This window comes from Seminibacterium arietis, from assembly GCF_042675725.1.
In the GTDB taxonomy this organism is placed as follows: domain Bacteria; phylum Pseudomonadota; class Gammaproteobacteria; order Enterobacterales; family Pasteurellaceae; genus Seminibacterium; species Seminibacterium arietis.
The window spans coordinates 157,057-174,734 of record NZ_JBHTJN010000009.1 but is presented as its reverse complement, the minus strand read 5'-3'; the positions used below and the strand labels follow the sequence as shown (position 1 = coordinate 174,734).

Below are 17,678 nucleotides of genomic sequence, written 5' to 3'. Positions count from 1 at the left end.
TAACGAGGTGTCTTTTGTTTGAGACAAAAAATCAGCGGATTTTATACCGCACGTTAAAGCCGTCACACCCTTTGGGTTTTATTACTACGGCTACTGCATATCCCTACGGATTTATGCAGTGGGAAGCTATGTAATAAAACAAGGGTTTCACGATGCAACACTTCTTGCTTTCTCCCCAATCTCGTACACTCAAACTGAAAACCATTTACCGCCTATCTGAATGGGAAGTATTCCGCCTAATGAAAGGCACTCGCTGGGGCAATCCTGACAATCTGAATGATGTCTGCTGCCCGCACTGCAATATCCGACATCACGCCTATTTCTTATCGTCTCGTAAACGTTGGAAGTGCAAACATTGCTCTCGCCATTTCTATATTACGACTAATACTATTTTTGTCTTTCATAAACTGGAACTTGTCGATTTACTCGCAGCCATCACCTTATTTGTGAATGAAGTCAAAGGCATATCGGCGATTACGATGAGCCGTCATTTGGGTGTTAGTTATAAAACAGCTTATGTGCTTTGCCAAAAACTGCGTGAGGCTCTGTTTAAAACACGCAATTTATCACCTTTGCAAGGTGAAATTCATCAGGACGGCATGTGGATTAACTTTCGTCAGCGTAAAGCCAATTTCCACAATAATCGAGCCAAACAGAGAGAAAAGAAAACAGGCTATCCCAAATTCCGCCCGACAAAACGTTGTATCATCAGTCTGGTGCAGCGTGCTTCCAATGATGAATTACAAAGCTCAAACCGCACTATCGTTGCGATGGATTATACCGAAAACGCTGATACCATTTTTGCAATGAACAAACGCTTTGTAAAACAAGGTAGCGATATTTTCTGCGATGAAAATCCTGCTTATAAGCAGTTAGATTTCCATTACAACGTCTGGTCAGTCAATCACCAAGAAGCGTATAACTATCAAGGCATCAACAATAATCTTGCTGAATCCTTCAATGCTCGCTTTCGTGATTTACATCGTGGCGTACATCATAAATGTGATAATAAATACGCCCTACATTACGCCAATCAAGCTGCCTTTATGTCGGATAACCGTCAAAAGTCTAATGGTGAGCTGTTCAATGATATTCTTAAACGCTGTTTATGGGTATTGCCATTAAGAGAATGGGTCGGCTATTGGCAAGGTAATCATCGAACCCAAGAGCTTATTGGTATAACCGCTTTCAGTCCTGAAGAAATCTCCCAAACCTACTTCAAAAATCTCAATGAGATGATGAAGTATGAACAGGAATTACTTGCAGCTTAACTTTTAATTGCAAAATCACATCCCGATTTGCATCAGGGAAAATTGCTTACCTTTTACAAGGTTGAGCGGATTGGTTACGTCTGCGGTAAGGAAATTTTGTCGAATGTGTGGGAAAATAAGTTAGAATTAAGCAAAAGAAATGCCCTTAACTATGTTTTGGGAGTTAAGGGCATCAGAAATTTTATCTAATAGTAAAAAATTAAAACAAAATTAGTTCATATTTTGTCAGATGGTTCAAAACTAGAACAACATTATTTTGGTTATAGTAATGCAACAGGTTACTATCTTACTCCACAAGCAGCACAGAAGTTTTTGGATTACTTTCAAGAATGGGTATATAACGTAGATATTGGCATGGATCGTTTTTATGAAACGCATGTCGCTTTACTTGGTATTACTCCACCTTGTGTTAAACCAGATTATACAAAACAAAGTCAGATTACGATGAATAAAAATAACCGTCGTTTTATGACTAAAATTAGACGTGAATATTTTGCAATAGTTGATCGTATTAAGCGTTTTATTTACTGGACATTCAGTCGATAATAATAGACAGTACAAAAAAATAGACCGCTCCAATTTTAACTGCACTTTGATCTTTTTAATTTAAAGTTTATAAGTGTGATTTTTACTTTTTGCTTGAATTCTGTTTTTTCATTCGGTATTATTCCGCCCCTAATTTTTAACCTCTTGGGTTCCCTAACCCCAATTTATTAAATAAAAAGGTATATTATGAAAAATACATTTTCGATCTTTAATGATCAACAAAAATTAAGAGCATTGATTTTACTTAGTTTTTTCCACATTTTTATTATTACAGCGAGTAACTATTTAGTACAAATTCCCTTTGAAATTTATTTGCCATTGTCAAAAATGGATGCAATGGAGGATTTTTCTTTTCATAGTACTTGGGGAACGCTAACTTTTCCATTTGTCTTCTTGGCGACAGATTTAACTGTTCGAGTTTTCGGTGCAAAAGAAGCTAGATGGATTATTTTTATCGTAATGTTTCCAGCTTTAATCGTGAGTTATGTTATTTCTATTTTATTTTTTGAAGGTCAATATCAAGGGTTGGCAGCTCTAAATGAATTTAGTATATTCGTATTTCGTATTGCAATTGCAAGTTTTTCTGCCTATGTATTTGGTCAATTATTAGATGTATTAGTGTTTAATCGTCTTCGTAAATTAAAAACTTGGTGGATTGCTCCGACTTGTTCAATGGTATTTGGATCGCTTGCAGATACATTTTTGTTCTTTTCCGTTGCATTTTATGCAAGCAGTGATCCTTTTATGGCGGAACACTGGTTTTCATTAGGTTTTGTTGATTATTTATTTAAATTATTTATTGGTCTTTTATTCTTTGTACCCGCTTATGGTATGGTACTTAAAGCGATTTTACGTAAAATTGATGCTTTGACTTCATCTTCTGTAGTAGAAATGGCTTGAATTTAGCGTTACTTTTTGTTTTTTGAAAGAGCGGTAAGAATGTTTAAAATTCTTACCGCTCTTTTTATATAAATTTTTTGAGTTCGATTTTCTGAGATCTTGATCACAAATTTAAAAATGAGTGTTTTTCTTTCCATCATTTTTCTCTTAAACTGTTTTCGAATTTCATCGAAACGTTTCGATGAGTGTTCGGTTGTTTAGCTATTCGGTTAAAGTTTAGTTTTGTTTAGAAGGCGTAAAGATGAAAAAAACAATTATTTTAAATCCTTCTCTTTCTCATACAATTGCTAGTCTTGGTCATACAGATTGTTTAACGATTAGTGATGCAGGCTTGCCAATTCCAATGCAATGCCCTCGTATTGATTTAGCTTTGACGAAAAATATTCCTACTTTTTTGCAGACTATTGATGCAGTGGTGAGTGAGATGTTTGTCGAAAGAGCAGTGATCGCGGAAGAAATTAAGCAGAAAAATCCTCAAATTCTAACTGCACTTTTGCAGAGAATTAAGCAGTTGGAAAAAAAACAAAACAATAACATTGCGGTGGAGTTTGTTAATCATAAGGATTTTAAGTTGCTGACGCATTCCAGTAAAGCGGTTGTGCGAACAGGCGAATTTTCACCCTATGCCAATGTAATTTTGTATTCAGGCGTGCCATTTTAGGAGGATTTATGCGGAATGAAACGTTGTTAAAAATTTCGGCTATTGAGAAATCTTTTCCTGGCGTTAAAGCGTTAAGTAATGCTTGCTTGTCTGTTTATTCAGGGCGAGTGATGGCATTAATGGGAGAAAATGGTGCAGGAAAATCAACGCTCATGAAGGTACTTACTGGGATTTATAGTAAGGATCGAGGTAGCATTAAATATTTAGGGCGAGAAGTAAACTTCAAAGGAACAAAAGATTCTCAAGAAGCAGGTATTGCTATTATTCATCAAGAATTAAATTTAGTGGGAAATTTAACGATTGCAGAAAATATTTTTCTAGGACGTGAATTTACGACTCCGTGGGGGGCAATCGATTGGAAAAAAATGTATCAAGAAGCAGATAAATTGCTTTCTAGATTAAATGTATCGCATAGTAGTCATCTACTTTGCAGTGAATTGTCAGTTGGTGAACAGCAAATGGTGGAAATAGCTAAAGCATTAAGTTTTAATTCGAAAGTGATTATTATGGATGAACCAACAGATGCTTTAACTGATACAGAAACAGAAGCCCTATTTAAAGTTATTAATGAATTAAAATCCCAACAGTGTGGCATTGTTTATATTTCACATCGGATTAAAGAAATTTTTCAAATTTGTGATGATGTAACTGTATTGCGTGATGGTCAATTTATTGGCGAAAGTGCGGCAGCTGATTTAACGGAAGAATATTTAATTGAAATGATGGTGGGGCGTAAGTTAGATGAACAATATCCTCATATTGAGCAGAAAAAAGGTGATGTTTGCTTGTCTGTAGAAAATTTAACTGGTAGTGGCGTGCAAAATGTGAGTTTCCAATTACATCATGGCGAAATTTTAGGTATTTCTGGACTCATGGGAGCAGGGCGTACAGAATTGATGAAAATGCTTTATGGTGCATTACCAAAAACACGGGGTAAAGTGCGGTTAAATCGTAAAGAAATTCATGTAAAAAGCCCACAAGATGGATTAGATCAAGGCATTGTATACATTTCTGAAGATCGAAAAGGTGATGGCTTAGTTCTAGGAATGTCAGTGAAAGAAAATATGTCGCTGACGGCTCTTCATCATTTTTCTAAATTAGGTAGGATTAATCATACAGCTGAAAGAATGGTTGTAAATGATTTTATTGAACTTTTTAATATTAAAACGCCATCACTTAACCAGCAAATTAGCCTGCTTTCTGGTGGAAATCAACAGAAAGTAGCGATAGCAAAAGGTTTGATGACAAGACCAGAAGTGCTGATTTTAGACGAACCAACGCGTGGGGTGGATGTGGGGGCTAAAAAAGAAATTTATCAGTTGATTAATAAATTCAAGCAAGAGGGGTTGAGTATTATTTTAGTCTCTTCTGAAATGCCTGAGGTATTAGGAATGAGTGATCGTATTTTAGTTATGCACGAAGGTAAAATTAATGCTGAATTTGAACGCGATGAAGCTACTCAAGAAAAATTGCTTGCGGCTTCAATTGGTAAAGTTGCGTAATGATGAAGAAGGAAATTTTTATGACTTCAAACAATAGATTAACTTTTAATTTAACTAAATTTTTATTGGAACAACGCTCAATTATTGCATTGTTGGTTTTAATCACAGTGGTGTCGTTGATTAATCCAAATTTTTTCACTGTGGATAATATGTTAAATATTTTACGTCAAACTTCAGTTAATGCCGTGATTGCCGTTGGAATGACTTTTGTGATCTTGATTGCTGGTATTGATTTATCGGTAGGTTCAATTTTAGCTTTAACGGGTGCGATTGCTGCTTCAATGGTGAGTGCTGAACTGTCAATTTTATTGGTTATACCAGTAACTTTATTGATTGGCGTGTTGTTGGGGGCTGTTAGTGGCGTAATTGTGGCAAAAGGTAAAGTGCAAGCATTTATTGCGACATTAGTGACGATGACATTATTACGAGGTATGACAATGGTTTATACCGATGGTCGTCCAATTAGTACAGGTTTCTCTAACACGGCAGATAGTTTTTCCTATTTAGGTACAGGTTATTTATTTGGTATTCCTTTTCCAATTTGGTTAACTGCCATTGTATTTACAATAGCGTGGTATGTATTAAAACATACGCAAATTGGACGTTATATTTATGCTCTAGGTGGTAATGAAACAGCAACTCAACTTTCGGGTATTAATGTAACTAAAGTCAAAATTTTTGTATTTGCAGTGAGTGGATTTTTATCATCACTCGCTGGATTGATTGTTACTTCTCGTCTTTCATCAGCTCAGCCAACAGCAGGAGTATCTTATGAGCTTGATGCGATTGCAGCTGTAGTGGTGGGCGGCACAAGTTTGATGGGTGGAAAAGGTAGAGTGATGGGAACCTTGATTGGCGCATTAATTATTGGGTTCTTAAATAATGCGTTGAATTTGCTCGATATTTCTTCTTATTATCAAATGATTGCGAAAGCATTAGTGATTCTTGTCGCAGTACTAGCAGATAATTATTTAGGTAGTAAAAAAGCGTAATACTAACTCATTAATTTATATTTAATAGGAGAACACATTATGAATAAATTTAAAATGTTAGCTTCAGTAGCGGTACTTACATTAGGATTAAGTAATATTGTATCGGCACAGGATACTATTGCTTTAACCATTTCTACTTTGGACAATCCTTTTTTTGTTTCATTGCGAGATGGTGCTCAGGAAAAGGCTGATGAATTAGGTTATAAACTAGTGATATTAGATTCACAAAATGACCCAGCTAAAGAGTTAGCCAATGTGGAAGATTTAATAGTACGTGGAGCAAAAATACTTTTAATTAATCCAACAGATAGTGAGGCAGTGGGTAATGCGGTAGCAATTGCAAATCGTAATAACATCCCTGTGATCACGCTAGATCGAGGTTCAAATAAAGGTAAAGTCGTCAGTCATATCGCTTCTGATAATGTTGCAGGAGGAAAAATGGCTGGAGATTTTATTGCTGAAAAATTAGGTGATGGAGCAAAAGTGATACAACTCGAAGGGATTGCTGGCACATCAGCAGCTCGTGAACGTGGAGAAGGGTTTAAACAATCTGTTACAGCTCATAAATTTGATCTTCTAGCAAGCCAACCAGCTGATTTTGATCGAACTAAAGGGTTGAATGTGATGGAAAATTTACTTGCAAGTAAGGGCGATGTACAAGCGGTATTTGCTCAAAATGATGAAATGGCATTAGGTGCATTAAGAGCTATTAAATCAGCTAATAAAAATGTATTATTAGTGGGGTTTGATGGTACTGATGACGGTATCAAAGCAGTAAAAAGTGGTAAACTAGCGGCAACTATCGCACAACAACCAGAGCTTATTGGTCGTTTTGGCGTTGAAACAGCAGTGAAAGTTTTGAAAGGAGAAAAAGTAAAAGAAAAAATCCCAGTGGATTTAAAAGTAATTACTCAATAATGATACATTATAGGGGTGAGTTTACTCGCCTCTCGTTGTTTTAACAGATGCAGAGGATTTATGGCAAAGAAATTAACCGTTTTAGGTAGTATCAATGCGGATCATGTTATTTTTGTACCGCACTTTCCAAAAGCTGGGGAAACTTTACTTGGACATCGATACCATGTTGCCTATGGAGGCAAAGGGGCAAATCAAGCTGTTGCTGCAGCTCGATTAGGTGCTGAGGTGAGTTTTATTGCTTGTATTGGTGATGATGAAATTGGTCAAGCTATGAAAAATGCTTTTATCAAAGATGGCATTCATACTCACGCTATTAGTCAAATCAAACACCAAATGACAGGAATTGCAATGATTCAAGTAGCAGATAGTGGCGAAAATAGCATAGTGATCGCGGCAGGGGCAAATGCTTATCTAGATAAAGAAAAAGTAGCACAATTTCAATCAGAAATTATTCAAGCAGATTGTTTGCTGGTGCAATTAGAAACGCCTTTAAGTGCGGTTATTAAAGCAGCAAAACTGGCAAAAGATAATCAAACTAAAGTAGTATTAAACCCTGCTCCTGCACAGTTCTTGCCTGATGAACTCTTAGCTTGTGTGGATATGATCACACCAAATGAAACAGAAGCCGAAATTCTAACTGGGATAAAAGTTTGTGATCAACAAAGTGCGGTGCAAGCTGCTGAATTTTTTCACCATAAAGGTATCCAATCAGTGTTGATTACGCTTGGTTCAAAAGGTGTCTATTTTAGTGAACGTGGTAAAGGAAATATCATCACTGGATTTAAAGTAAAAGCGGTAGATACTACGGCAGCAGGTGATACTTTTAATGGAGCATTAGTTGCAGCATTGTTAGATGATAAACCTATGGATCAAGCGATTCGCTTTGCTCATGCAGCAGCGGCGATTAGCGTTACTCGTAAAGGGGCACAGCCGTCTATTCCAACTTTACAAGAAACTTTAGATTTTCTGACCGCACATTGAGAAAAAGGCGTAGAAAATGGCAACGATGAAAGATATAGCTCGCATTGCAAAGGTTTCCACATCGACAGTATCACATGTAGTAAATAATTCTCGTTTTGTGAGTGATGAAATTCGAGAAAAAGTGCTAGCTGTCGTAAAGCAGTTAGACTATAAGTCTTCTGCTCTTGCACGCAGTTTAAAAATGAAAGAGACTAAAACCATAGGAATGTTAGTTACTACAAGCGACAATCCTTTTTTTGCTGAAATTGTAGCAAATGTAGAACATTATTGTAATCAACATCATTATAATTTATTTTTATGTAACACAAATGATGATCCTCAACGTTTAGAACAATGTGTTCAGACATTAATGCAAAAGCAAGTTGACGGGTTGTTGTTAATGTGTACAGAAAGTCATTTTCAAGCCAAACTTTTTAAACTAACAATTCCCTGTGTGATTATGGACTGGTGGCCAGCAGAGTTAAGTGCGGATAGAATTTTTGAAAATTCAGAACTCGGAGGCTATATCGCAACAAAAACATTGATTGAATACAATCATAAAGATATTGCTATAATCACTGGTGATTTAAACAAACCGCTTGCACAGAACAGGTTGAATGGTTATAAAAAAGCACTGTTGGAATATAATTTAACCGTTCGAGATGAATGGATTATAGAAAGTCATTTCAATTTTGATGGTGGCATTGCTGGAATGGAGAAATTGCTCAAACTGAGAGAAAGACCTACAGCCGTTTTTGCTTGTAGCGATACTATTGCTGTTGGAGCGTATCAAGTGGCTTGGCAGCAAGGATTGTCAATACCACAAGATATTTCTATTATTGGTTATGATGATATAAAACTTGCTCAATATATTGCCCCACCATTAACAACAATTCATCAACCCAAAGCAACCCTTGCTAAAGTAGCGGTAACTCAATTATTGCATCGCATTAAAAACCCTGCAGAAAATTACCGCACTTTAAGGTTAAATCCGACATTAGTCATTAGACAGTCAGTAAAAAAATTAAGTGATTAATTCAAGTTTCTAATCGCCTCAATGACTAAATCCCAAAAACGTTTGTGATCAAGTTTTGTAGCAACATAAGTGTTGCAAGGTTTTGGTGGATAGCGAAAATCAGCTACTGTCATTCCCAAAGTGTGTGTGCCAGTTAATTCGATATTTACAGGTACTTGTTTTGTTTCAATGATAGTTGGATCGATCACATAAGCAACAGCACAGGGATCATGAACAGGAGGGTAGTTGAACCCTTGAGACTGTTTGTACATTTTGCCAAAAAACTCGAGTAATTCTACAACAAATTGGGCGGGTTTTGTGTCGAGAGCAGCAATGCGTTTCACAATTTCTGGCGTTGCAAGTGCTTGATGAGTAAGATCTAGACCGACCATTACCACTTTCCAGCCAGCATTAAAAACGATATGAGCGGCTTCAGGATCAATCTTAATATTAAATTCAGCTACTGCACTCCAATTACCTACATGATAGCCACCTCCCATTAGTACCACTTGTTTGACTCGGTCAATAATTCTAGGTTCAAGACGTGCGGCAAGAGCGATATTAGTTAGTCCTCCTGTCGGTACAAGAGTAATAGTTTTTTCAGGGTGTGACATTATTAAATCAATGATTAATTGCACTGCATGCTTTTCAGAAAAAGATTGACTTGGTGTTGGAAGAATTGGACCATCAAGACCCGAATCACCATGAATACTTGGTGCTACTTCAATTTCTCGAATCAGAGGACGATCCGCTCCTTTTGCAAAAGGAATACCTTTAATTTTCGCAATTTCAGCTACTGCTAGTGCATTGCGTGAGACTTTCTCAAGAGTTTGATTACCCACTACAGTAGTTACAGCTAACAAATCAATATTAGGATTACCATAGGCTAACATCATTGCAATTGCGTCATCATGACCAGGATCACAATCTAAAATAATTTTATTTTTCATTTTATTCTCCAATATTAAATAGTTATCCATAATGGTAAGCAGATTGTTAATCGTAGCCCACCTAAAGGACTTTGCATTGCCCATACGTGTCCAAAGTGTGCTTTAATGACATTTTCTACGATGGATAGCCCCAAACCTACTCCACCAGTTTCTCGAGTTCTTGCTTCATCAATACGGTAAAACGGCTTAAAAATATTTTCATATTCATCGTCAGGAACACCCATGCCATTATCGTCGATAGTAATGCAAAAATATTTGTCCTTCATGAAGATAGACATCTGAACTTCTGATTTAGCATATTTCATTGCATTTCTAACGATATTTTCTACCGCTCTACGTAATAAAACTTTGTTACCTTTTATATGACGTTCTTGTGGTTTTCCAATAAATTGTTTTACGTTGAATATCAAATGTCGCTGTTCAGATTCAAACTTAGCGTCTTTGATAATATCGCCCCAAATTTCTGTTATAGGAAAAATTTCATGATTTACGTGACAATTTAATTTTTGGCTAGATAACAGTAATAACTCTTGAATCATTTCATTTAATCGGTTAGCTTCTTTTTCAATACGAATAATTTCTGCATTTTCACCAACTCGTCGACGTAATAAAGCTAGAGCTAGTTGTAATCTAGTCAAAGGAGTTCTTAATTCGTGAGAAATTGATGACAATAGTGATTGTTGATTAGAAATATGACTTTTGAGTGAACTTATCATGTGATTGAAACTTTTTCCTACTCGTCGCAATTCAATTATTCCTTTTGTTTCTAATTTAGGATCAGGATTAAAGTTTGTTAACGTAACGGTATTTGCTGCAATTTGTAAATTTTTTAATGGAGTAGTTATATTGAAAGAATACCAACATAATAATGGAACTGAAATAAGCATTAATATCAAAATCACAAGCCGTGGATGAGTAAAAATGTAAGATAACATTTTCTCTTGCGGATTTACTCTAGTTATAAAATAAAGCTTATAAGGAGTTATTTGTTTTTCTATATTTGTTGCGAAATCGACAGAAAAACCACCGACTATTTGCACATTATATAAATTTTTTCGGAATGGTTTTGACTCAAGTGGATGATAATATATAAATTCACGAATAAAGGCATGTTCGTTATGTTTAGCACCAAAAATTTTGCCATCTTCATCAATTAATATGAGTTGTTGGTTTTCAAAGCCTTCAACAGAAATTTTATTTCCTGACAAAATTTGATTGAGATGATCATTCGTTATTAATGTAGAAATTTTATTTTCATAATCAGAGAATTCTTGATCGTCCAACTCTGCACAAAAACAAGTATCAAGATAGGGATATATCATTGTTAATGCAAATAACAAAGCGACAGATAAGCCAAAAATAGCAAAGAAAATATGAAATGGTAGTGTATTTAAGAAAGAGGATTTTGACTTCATAGGATCATGTAACTTCAAAAGTAGAAAATAGTCTGTTAAAAAAACAGACTTTATTTTTCAGTTGATTATTTTTCTGCAACTAATAAATATCCTTTGCACCTTAATGTTTTGAACCAAGATGTATTATCGCTTCTTGGTGGTAACTTCTTACGCAAATTGGACATGTGCATATCAATTGTTCGATCAAAAGGTGATAAAACTTTACCAAGACCGTTTAAACTTAAATATTCTCTAGAAAGTACTTGTCCAGGATGGCAGATAAGGACGCGTAAGAGTGCAAATTCTGTTCCTGTGAGTTTCAAATCTTGCTCATTAAAGATAGCTTGCTGACGACCAGGGTAAAGTGTTAGTCCGCAGAATTTCAAAGTAGCATGTTCTACATCTTCCCACTGATGAGGTAGTTCTGTGCTATTTCGATTGCAGCCAGTTCGGCGTAAAATTGCTTTAATTCTAGCTACTAATTCACGATCATTAAAAGGTTTGGACAAATAATCATCAGCTCCTAACTCCAATCCTAAAACACGATCTATTTCATTGCGTCTTGCGGTCAGCATCATAACAGGAGTGTTATATTTTGCTCTAATCTGTTTTAGTGTCTCAAAACCGTTTAGAACAGGTAACATGATGTCAAGCAAGATCAAATCATAATTCTTATGTTTCTCTAATGCTTGTTGCCCATTATTAGCAACATCGACCTCGTATCCTTCCAAAGTGAGCAATTCTACTAATAATTCAACGAGTTCAATATCATCATCAACTAGTAAGAGCTTTGCCATGGGTTATTCCTATTTTTTTATTTATAATTATTAATAATATGTGGGTTAACTAATGCACAATACTGTGCATTAGTTAATTATTTCCAAAATTGCCAAAAATTTTTTTGATGTTTAGTAGATTTTTCAATGATTACATTGTTGATTTTGGGTTTTATATCATCAGGCAATGGTTTATCTAAATCAATTTTAGTGACAATACCATGTTTATCAAATGTGATTATTGCACTGTGTTGTTCAGGTTCTTGGTAGGCTTTTTGTTGTAGGAAAATATAGTACCAAGAGTTGTTATTGAAAGGATCAATTAAAACGGGTGTGCCAAGTAAATATTGAACTTGTTGGGCATTCATACCTACTTTAACTTGTGATAGTGTGGCAGCCTCCAAATAATTGCCTTGAGGAACGTCAATACGATAGACTATTTTATTGACAGTTGAGCAAGCTGTTAAACTTAAAGCGAAAACAGTTGCTACTATTACTGATTTGAATTGCATGTTTTTTATCCTTTCATATAGTTATTCTTCAGATAACGCTTGATGATAACTAAATTTAGCCAATTTGCCAAATTAATTCTATCCTTTTAGCTGTCTTTGTAATTGATCACGCAAGTTAGGTGGCAATCCTTTAATTGTTAAAGTGTCCGCAGTTTCATCCCAGAAGATACGTTGATTAATTAATTCTGCATCAAAACTAAGCGTCACGCCTTTACCTGAACCAGAAAATTTAGTTAGTCCCTTAAGTGTTGCTCGAACAGGCGGAATGCTTTCTTGTAATCCATAGTTTTGTTCAGTGGCAAAATCAGCAAAGGGCTGCTCTTTTAGCGTTGGAATATTGTCAGAAAGTGCGGTTAATTTTATTTCTTCACCATTATTGATTTGCTCTTTACAGTAGTCAAAAACTTGTTTTTTTACTACTTGAGATTGGTTAGTATCTAATTCACCTTGTACGCAATAGTCGCTGACTGCTTGTAATAAGCATTGATTTTGTAATTGAGGATTTAATCCTTCTTCAGCCCCAAGAAAATCCATGAAAAAATCGCCAATTTTTCGACCAACTCGCCCTTTAATAAAAGTTAAATAGCGGTTGGAATGAGCATCTGTTTGTAAATCTGTTAAGTTAATTCGAGCCGCAACATCAAATTGGGTTATATCCAAATATTCAGTTCGGCGAATATCTAAGTGTTCATCAACTAGCATACTGGTGCGGCTATCTAATAATGCAATAAAAAGATATTCTGTTGCTAAGAATTGATATTGACAAAGGATTAAGGTGCCACTACCAGAAAAAGTATATTTTTCTAATTCGCTTGCCAAAAGTGCGGTCGATTGATGACTAAAAGTAAGAAAATCAACTTCATGTTCTTGAAAACGGTTTAAGAATTGAGCGAATTTAGAAGTGTTTTGAAATACACCATAACCTTTTGCTTTATTTTGATAACTTTGATGCAACCGTAACATCATTTGTTCTAATTCAGGTGTAACAGTGAGTAAATTTTCTCGCAATTGAGTTTCTAGCTTGCAAATTCCGTCTTCTTGAGTATTTTTAATTAATTGGTGCAAAACAATTTGTGTAACGCTGATGCTCATTTTTTGTTCCATTATTTATAAAAATCAATTTGTACGATATTATAACCGCACTTTTTATAAAAATGTGCTAGCATATTCGTTACTATGCTATTCACTAGAGCAAATGCTAACCAAATAGAACTATAATCATTTTAGGTGATCACATGGCAAAATTGTCCAAATATCCAGATAAACAAATTGATACTATTACACAAGAGTTAATTGCAGTATTTGAAAAACATAAGTCACCAGTGGATTTATCCCTTGTTGTATTGGGAAATATGGTAACTAATTTATTAGTGTCGAGCGTTGGAGTGAATCAGCGTGAGATTTTAGCAAAAACTTTCTCTGATGCTTTATTGAACTCAATAAAAAACAGTAACTGATTATGTTTCAAATTAAAAACGGCAAACAATATCGAGATGAAACTTCCCGTAAAATTTCATGGGGACACTGGTTTGCCTTTTTTAATATTTTATGGGCGATTGCTATCGGTAGTCGCTATGCCTTTATTATTGACTGGCCACATACCTTGAGTGGAAAACTTTACTTTTTTATAAGTTTATTTGGGCATTTTAGTTTTATTATTTTTGCGATTTATTTGTTGCTCATTTTTCCATTAAGTTTTGTCGTAAAAAATCACCGTACTTTTCGTGGAATCTCGGTCATTTTAGCGACTATTGGGTGTACTTTATTATTAGTTGATACAGAAGTTTTTTCACGTTTTCATTTGCATTTGTCTTCTGTGGTATGGAATTTGTTGGTCAATCCCGAAAAAGGAGAATTATCTCGAACATGGCAGATCTTTTTTGCACCAATGCCAATTATTTTGCTAGCTCAGATGCTGTTTTCACGTTGGTCATGGGAAAAATTACGTAGCCTCGAACGACAAAGATGGCTTAAGTTTGTGGGCGTATTTTTTGTCTGTGCGTTTACTGCTACTCATTTAGTTTATGCGTGGTCTGATGCGTTTATTTATCGTCCAATTACAATGCAAAAATCTAATTTTCCTCTCTCTTACCCAATGACAGCAAGATCTTTTCTAGAAAGCCACGGTTTCTTGGATAAAAATCAATATAGTCGTACCTTAGAACAAGAAGGGCGTTTAGATGCATTAAAAGTCGATTATCCACAGCATGAACTCGTTTTTGCAAAAAGTGCGGTCAAGCCTAACATCGTTTTAGTTACAGTATCAGGTTTACGTTATGATTCAATTAGTGTAGAAAAAATGCCAAAATTAACCGCACTTGCAGAACATTCAACGCAATATCTTAACCACTACAGTACGGGAAATCAGGATAATAATGGGTTGACAGGAATATTTTATGGTTTGAATGCAAATTACACCGAAAGCTTATTGACTAACCAAACACCATCGGTCTTAATTGAAAGGTTATCAGATAAGGCGACTAACTATCAAATAGGCGTATTTTCTGATAACGGCTTCAAACCAAGTTTGTTCCGCCAATCAATCTTTTCACAACATAAGTTAAGTCGTAAGAAAAAAACGTCAGCAACTACAGTAGATGACTTTTTACAATGGCATTCAACAATGGCGTTGCAAAATAAAGCTTATTTTGGCTATCTAGATCTTCATATTGAAGAAGGATTAAATCCAACAGGTTATGCTTTAGCATTAAATAAATTAGATGATTTATTATCAAAATTGTGGCAACAAGTTGATTCAGAAAATACATTGTTAATTCTAACTGCGGCAAAAGGTTATTATTTTGATGAATTAAATGAACGACAATATCGCAGTTATTTTGCTAAAGATATTATTCAAGTCCCAATGATTGTACGTTGGCATGCACTTCCTATAGGAAAAATAGAAAAATTGACGAGTCATACGGATTTACTGCCAGCATTGATGACACATGTTTTTAATGTGCAAAATCCTGTTTCTGATTATGCTCAGGGGACAGATCTATTTGATCTAAATGGAAATCGTAGTTGGGTGTTAGCAGGTAACTATCGTTGGAATGTAATTATCACTACAGATGGTACACAGTATCATTTAGATCGCCATGGAAATTATCAAAAATATGACCGCACTTATGAAAAACAGTCATCAAATTCTCCTCCTTTAGGTCTATTTTTAGACGTATTTAATCAACATGGAATGTTCTTTGAAAAATAATCTAATAAAACAAAAAATTAAAATGTAACTAGAACGGAAGACTTTTATTTTTATTTGAATTTATGTCACTAAATGCTAAACTAGCCAACTCTTTTTTTAACTGGATTTATTATGTCAAAATTAATTTATCGCCCTGAAATTGATGGGTTACGTGCAGTTGCTATTTTATCTGTGATGATTTTTCATCTTAACCCTGCTTGGTTGCCAGGTGGTTTTCTTGGCGTAGATATTTTCTTTGTAATTTCTGGTTTTCTTATAACTAAAATTATCACAAAAGAAATTGAGCAAAATACGTTTAGTTTTGCTGCATTTTATAATCGTCGAATTAAACGAATTTACCCTGTTTTTATTTTTATATTAACGTTAGCTTCTATTTTTAGTTTATTGTTTTTTACTCGTAATTACGCTGAAAATCTACGGAAAACAATTGAACTCGCAGTCGTTTTCTTTTCTAATATTTATCTTTCGCATAAGCAAGGATATTTTGATCTGAGCGTTAATCAAAATCCAATCGTTCATATTTGGTCACTTGCTGTAGAAGAACAATATTATATTTTCTTTCCGCTGTTATTAGTATTTGCCTATAAAAAATGGCAAAATCGAAAAGCATTTTATATTACAGTAATAGCTTTGTTTTTTGCCTTTGTAGCAACAATGTTTATTCCTCATCAAGTCTATTTGGATAATCGCTTGTACACTCCTTATTATCTCTCACATTTGCGTTTTCCTGAGTTGCTTTTAGGTTCTTTTTTAGCGTTATTACCCCCCCCCCTCTCAAAAGTTCAAAAAATAAACAAAAATAGCTTAATTTCTATTATTAGCTTATTTGGTTTATTGTTCTGTTTATACTTTTATCATCATGATTTACCTCAAATTCCTGGTATTACAGTATTATTACCTTGTATTTTTACTGCATTACTTATTTATAGTACGAATACAAAAAATTGGGTAAACATCTTTTTATCAACTAAACCGATGGTGTTTATTGGTAAAATTTCTTATTCATTATATTTGTTTCACTGGTTATTTATTGCTTTTGTATATTATCTTACAAATGAAAAACAGCTATCAAATTCAGTGATTGCTATTGTTGCTATATTCAGTTTTGTTTGTTCTTGTTTGAGCTATTATTGTTTAGAAAATCCAATAAGACGTTCAAAATTAACGTTTAAACGTTCTTTTATTTATTTGTATTTACTTCCATCCTTAGCTTTAATCAGTTTTAATCTATTAACTAAGTCTTATATCACTAAACGAGAGAACCAATTAAAACAAACATTGGTTATGAATGTTGAAAGCGATCTTTCCTTACCTACAAAAGTATTGTTAATTGGTGACTCTCATGCAGGACATTTAGACGAATTTATGAAATACGTCGGTCATAAAGAAGGCTGGAGAGCAGATATTTGGCCATCAAATGATATGGGGTGCGATTTTATTGTTGATAGTCATAATCAGTTTAAAAACACGCCAGAGTGTGTAGCACTAAGAAAGAAAATAGAAGAGTATCCAATTATTATTTATTCGTTTTACTATAATCTAAAAATTGGTGATGTACCTGTTGCTCGTCCTGTTGGACAAGATAAATCACAGGAAAACTTTAAAATTGAATTTATTAATACGCTAAAAGAAGTTTCTAAAACTAAAAAAGTGTATGTTATGGCTGATAATTTTAGTGTAACTCGTTCACCAATATCAGCACTAATTTTGAAGCACTACGGTATAGACAAATTTTTAAAACCGATAGAAGTGTTTGGCGATGTAAATAAAACTAATGCACAATTATGGGCATTTATTCAGCAGCAGGTCCCTAGCGTAAAATGGATTGATGCTCAAAAATACTTACATAATCAAATTTATATTAATGATATACCTTTGTTGAGTGATCAAGATCATTTTACTTCTTTTGGCTCGCAATATATGGGGATAGAGTTCAATAAACATGAACGTATTCTAACAACAGAAGAAGTAAAAGCACTTTATCAGTAATTTTTACTTAAAATAATATTCCACCCTTATGTCAGGTGATTATTTAACCTGTAGGGTGGGATAGATCAAGTAAAGATTTTA

Annotated in this window: 17 protein-coding genes; 12 read left to right on the top strand and 5 right to left on the bottom strand. The window is 34.6% G+C overall.

From position 1 onward, the window contains the following. The first annotated feature begins 152 nt into the window (after positions 1-152). The 9 genes from ACFQ02_RS04720 (at position 153) to ACFQ02_RS04680 (ending at position 8,786) form a co-directional block, all read left to right on the top strand. Positions 153-1,271, top strand: coding sequence for an IS1595 family transposase (locus ACFQ02_RS04720; RefSeq protein WP_380819970.1), 1,119 nt, complete (start codon positions 153-155; stop codon positions 1,269-1,271). Between the two features lie 222 nt (positions 1,272-1,493). After that, the gene (locus ACFQ02_RS04715; protein ID WP_380819967.1) at positions 1,494-1,817 is read left to right on the top strand and encodes a glycosyltransferase family 25 protein; all 324 of its coding nucleotides are present in this window, start codon (positions 1,494-1,496) and stop codon (positions 1,815-1,817) included. Positions 1,818-2,003: 186 nt separating this feature from the next. Then, positions 2,004-2,717, top strand: a complete 714-nt coding sequence (locus ACFQ02_RS04710; RefSeq protein ID WP_380819965.1) for a 7-cyano-7-deazaguanine/7-aminomethyl-7-deazaguanine transporter — start codon at positions 2,004-2,006, stop codon at positions 2,715-2,717. Between the two features lie 241 nt (positions 2,718-2,958). Then, on the top strand, positions 2,959-3,378 hold the full coding sequence (rbsD, locus tag ACFQ02_RS04705; RefSeq protein WP_380819962.1) for a D-ribose pyranase: 420 nt from the start codon (positions 2,959-2,961) through the stop codon (positions 3,376-3,378). A gap of 8 nt (positions 3,379-3,386) precedes the next feature. Next, on the top strand, positions 3,387-4,880 hold the full coding sequence (rbsA, locus tag ACFQ02_RS04700) for a ribose ABC transporter ATP-binding protein RbsA (RefSeq protein WP_380819960.1): 1,494 nt from the start codon (positions 3,387-3,389) through the stop codon (positions 4,878-4,880). Between the two features lie 20 nt (positions 4,881-4,900). Next, positions 4,901-5,872 carry a ribose ABC transporter permease gene (gene rbsC, locus ACFQ02_RS04695; protein WP_380819957.1) on the top strand — a complete coding sequence of 324 codons (972 nt, stop codon included), beginning with the start codon at positions 4,901-4,903 and terminating at the stop codon, positions 5,870-5,872. A 39-nt stretch (positions 5,873-5,911) separates the two neighbouring features. Next, complete coding sequence (gene rbsB / locus ACFQ02_RS04690; RefSeq protein ID WP_380819956.1) at positions 5,912-6,790, top strand: ribose ABC transporter substrate-binding protein RbsB; 879 nt, start codon at positions 5,912-5,914, stop codon at positions 6,788-6,790. A gap of 60 nt (positions 6,791-6,850) precedes the next feature. Further along, positions 6,851-7,771 (top strand): ribokinase, encoded by a 921-nt coding sequence (gene rbsK, locus ACFQ02_RS04685; RefSeq protein ID WP_380819954.1) that lies wholly within the window; start codon positions 6,851-6,853, stop codon positions 7,769-7,771. 16 nt (positions 7,772-7,787) lie between these two features. Next, complete coding sequence (locus tag ACFQ02_RS04680) at positions 7,788-8,786, top strand: substrate-binding domain-containing protein (RefSeq protein ID WP_380819952.1); 999 nt, start codon at positions 7,788-7,790, stop codon at positions 8,784-8,786. Here the strand turns inward: ACFQ02_RS04680 and uriH are convergent. The 5 genes from uriH to yejK all read right to left on the bottom strand — a co-directional run bounded on the left by uriH (position 8,783) and on the right by yejK (position 13,489). After that, entirely contained in the window at positions 8,783-9,715 is a 933-nt protein-coding gene (uriH, locus tag ACFQ02_RS04675) for a uridine-preferring nucleoside hydrolase UriH (RefSeq protein ID WP_380819950.1), read from the bottom strand. The genes ACFQ02_RS04680 and uriH overlap by 4 nt on opposite strands. 14 nt (positions 9,716-9,729) lie before the next feature. Continuing rightward, positions 9,730-11,130 carry an envelope stress sensor histidine kinase CpxA gene (cpxA, locus tag ACFQ02_RS04670; protein ID WP_380819948.1) on the bottom strand — a complete coding sequence of 467 codons (1,401 nt, stop codon included), beginning with the start codon at positions 11,128-11,130 and terminating at the stop codon, positions 9,730-9,732. 65 nt (positions 11,131-11,195) lie between these two features. Then, positions 11,196-11,906 carry a response regulator gene (locus tag ACFQ02_RS04665; protein ID WP_380819946.1) on the bottom strand — a complete coding sequence of 237 codons (711 nt, stop codon included), beginning with the start codon at positions 11,904-11,906 and terminating at the stop codon, positions 11,196-11,198. 77 nt (positions 11,907-11,983) lie between these two features. Next, positions 11,984-12,397 carry an outer membrane protein assembly factor BamE gene (gene bamE / locus ACFQ02_RS04660; RefSeq protein ID WP_380819945.1) on the bottom strand — a complete coding sequence of 138 codons (414 nt, stop codon included), beginning with the start codon at positions 12,395-12,397 and terminating at the stop codon, positions 11,984-11,986. A 78-nt stretch (positions 12,398-12,475) separates the two neighbouring features. After that, the gene (yejK, locus tag ACFQ02_RS04655) at positions 12,476-13,489 is read right to left on the bottom strand and encodes a nucleoid-associated protein YejK (protein WP_380819943.1); all 1,014 of its coding nucleotides are present in this window, start codon (positions 13,487-13,489) and stop codon (positions 12,476-12,478) included. A 143-nt stretch (positions 13,490-13,632) separates the two neighbouring features. Between yejK and ACFQ02_RS04650 the strand changes: the two genes are divergently transcribed. The 3 genes from ACFQ02_RS04650 (at position 13,633) to ACFQ02_RS04640 (ending at position 17,597) form a co-directional block, all read left to right on the top strand. Then, positions 13,633-13,854 (top strand): YejL family protein, encoded by a 222-nt coding sequence (locus tag ACFQ02_RS04650; protein WP_380819940.1) that lies wholly within the window; start codon positions 13,633-13,635, stop codon positions 13,852-13,854. Between the two features lie 2 nt (positions 13,855-13,856). Beyond that, positions 13,857-15,608: a DUF3413 domain-containing protein gene (locus ACFQ02_RS04645; RefSeq protein ID WP_380819938.1), complete on the top strand. Its 1,752-nt coding sequence runs from the start codon at positions 13,857-13,859 to the stop codon at positions 15,606-15,608. A gap of 111 nt (positions 15,609-15,719) precedes the next feature. Beyond that, positions 15,720-17,597, top strand: a complete 1,878-nt coding sequence (locus ACFQ02_RS04640) for an acyltransferase family protein (protein WP_380819936.1) — start codon at positions 15,720-15,722, stop codon at positions 17,595-17,597. Positions 17,598-17,678 lie beyond the last annotated feature (81 nt).

Excerpts from the sequence above, each read along its gene's own strand:
- ACFQ02_RS04720 (WP_380819970.1), top strand. The coding sequence starts at position 153 with ATGCAACACTTCTTGCTTTCTCCCCAATCTCGTACACTCAAACTGAAA.
- ACFQ02_RS04710 (WP_380819965.1), top strand. The coding sequence starts at position 2,004 with ATGAAAAATACATTTTCGATCTTTAATGATCAACAAAAATTAAGAGCA.
- rbsD (WP_380819962.1), top strand. The coding sequence starts at position 2,959 with ATGAAAAAAACAATTATTTTAAATCCTTCTCTTTCTCATACAATTGCT.
- rbsA (WP_380819960.1), top strand. The coding sequence starts at position 3,387 with ATGCGGAATGAAACGTTGTTAAAAATTTCGGCTATTGAGAAATCTTTT.
- rbsC (WP_380819957.1), top strand. The coding sequence starts at position 4,901 with ATGACTTCAAACAATAGATTAACTTTTAATTTAACTAAATTTTTATTG.
- rbsB (WP_380819956.1), top strand. The coding sequence starts at position 5,912 with ATGAATAAATTTAAAATGTTAGCTTCAGTAGCGGTACTTACATTAGGA.
- rbsK (WP_380819954.1), top strand. The coding sequence starts at position 6,851 with ATGGCAAAGAAATTAACCGTTTTAGGTAGTATCAATGCGGATCATGTT.
- ACFQ02_RS04680 (WP_380819952.1), top strand. The coding sequence starts at position 7,788 with ATGGCAACGATGAAAGATATAGCTCGCATTGCAAAGGTTTCCACATCG.
- uriH (WP_380819950.1), bottom strand. The coding sequence starts at position 9,715 with ATGAAAAATAAAATTATTTTAGATTGTGATCCTGGTCATGATGACGCA.
- cpxA (WP_380819948.1), bottom strand. The coding sequence starts at position 11,130 with ATGAAGTCAAAATCCTCTTTCTTAAATACACTACCATTTCATATTTTC.
- ACFQ02_RS04665 (WP_380819946.1), bottom strand. The coding sequence starts at position 11,906 with ATGGCAAAGCTCTTACTAGTTGATGATGATATTGAACTCGTTGAATTA.
- bamE (WP_380819945.1), bottom strand. The coding sequence starts at position 12,397 with ATGCAATTCAAATCAGTAATAGTAGCAACTGTTTTCGCTTTAAGTTTA.
- yejK (WP_380819943.1), bottom strand. The coding sequence starts at position 13,489 with ATGAGCATCAGCGTTACACAAATTGTTTTGCACCAATTAATTAAAAAT.
- ACFQ02_RS04650 (WP_380819940.1), top strand. The coding sequence starts at position 13,633 with ATGGCAAAATTGTCCAAATATCCAGATAAACAAATTGATACTATTACA.
- ACFQ02_RS04645 (WP_380819938.1), top strand. The coding sequence starts at position 13,857 with ATGTTTCAAATTAAAAACGGCAAACAATATCGAGATGAAACTTCCCGT.
- ACFQ02_RS04640 (WP_380819936.1), top strand. The coding sequence starts at position 15,720 with ATGTCAAAATTAATTTATCGCCCTGAAATTGATGGGTTACGTGCAGTT.